Origin of the sequence: Vibrio sp. Vb1026, assembly GCF_033338745.1 — a bacterium.
Classification (GTDB): Bacteria; Pseudomonadota; Gammaproteobacteria; order Enterobacterales; family Vibrionaceae; genus Vibrio; species Vibrio alginolyticus.
This window is the reverse complement of record NZ_JAWOTH010000217.1, coordinates 1-1,017: the sequence shown is the minus strand read 5'-3', so window position 1 is coordinate 1,017 and position 1,017 is coordinate 1. Positions and strand designations below refer to the sequence as shown.

1 protein-coding gene and 1 pseudogene are annotated in these 1,017 nt (G+C 44.5%); one reads left to right on the top strand and one right to left on the bottom strand.

Features of this window, described 5'->3' with window-relative positions; genetic code table 11:
* Positions 1-144 (top strand): annotated as a pseudogene (locus R7E47_RS25405) (pyruvate dehydrogenase); the annotation flags it as partial.
* Positions 145-222: 78 nt separating this feature from the next.
* On the opposite strand, the gene R7E47_RS25400 reads toward R7E47_RS25405, so the two are convergent.
* A partial coding sequence (locus tag R7E47_RS25400; RefSeq protein ID WP_318085597.1) for an IS4 family transposase occupies positions 223-1,017 on the bottom strand: 795 nt, incomplete at its 5' end.

The following is a 1,017-nucleotide window of genomic DNA, read 5'->3' as shown; positions in this document are numbered from 1 at the left end:
GCACAAATAGTGAGCGGTGTGAACTACGCAATTGAATTTGAAATGGATGATGGCTCGATTTGGAACACTATTGTGTATCGTAATCTCGACGGAGAGTACGCGATTACTCAATCGCCAAAAGAAGGTCACTTCTGCGAACAATAAGTATCAGAGTGAGAGTGTCCTGAATTCTGTGTAACTGTCTAAACTTAAGCCTTAAAGGCTAAGGACTGAGAGATCCCCTCATAATTTCCCCAAAACGTAACCATGTGTGAATAGATTTTGAGTAAGCAGGGTTGCAGCCACGAGTGAGTCTTCCCTTGTTATTGTGTAGCCAGAATGCCGCAAAACTTCCATGCCTAAGCGAACTGTTGAGAGGACGTTTCGATTTCTGACTGTGTTAGCCTGGAAGTGCTTGTCCCAACCTTGTTTCTGAGCATGAACGCCCGCAAGCCAACATGTTAGTTGAAGCATCAGGGCGATTAGCAGCATGATATCAAAACGCTCTGAGCTGCTCGTTCGGCTATGGCGTAGGCCTAGTCCGTAGGCAGGACTTTTCAAGTCTCGGAAGGTTTCTTCAATCTGCATTCGCTTCGAATAGATATTAACAAGTTGTTTGGGTGTTCGAATTTCAACAGGTAAGTTAGTTGCTAGAATCCATGGCTCCTTTGCCGACGCTGAGTAGATTTTAGGTGACGGGTGGTGACAATGAGTCCGTGTCGAGCGCTGATTTTTTCGGCCTTTAGAGCGAGATTTATACAATAGAATTTGGCATGAGATTGGATTGCTTTTAGTCAGCCTCTTATAGCCTAAAGTCTTTGAGTGACTAGATGACATATCATGTAAGTTGCTGATAGGTTTCCAGTTTTCCGCTCCTAGGTCTGCATATTGTACTTTTCCTCTTACTCGACTTAACCAGTACCAACCCAGCTTCTCAACGGATTTATACCATGGCACTTTAAAGCCAGCATCACTAACTATAAGCGGTGTCGTGCCACTCGGTAAAATGCCTGCAAGATCGGCTAGGAATTGGTCATG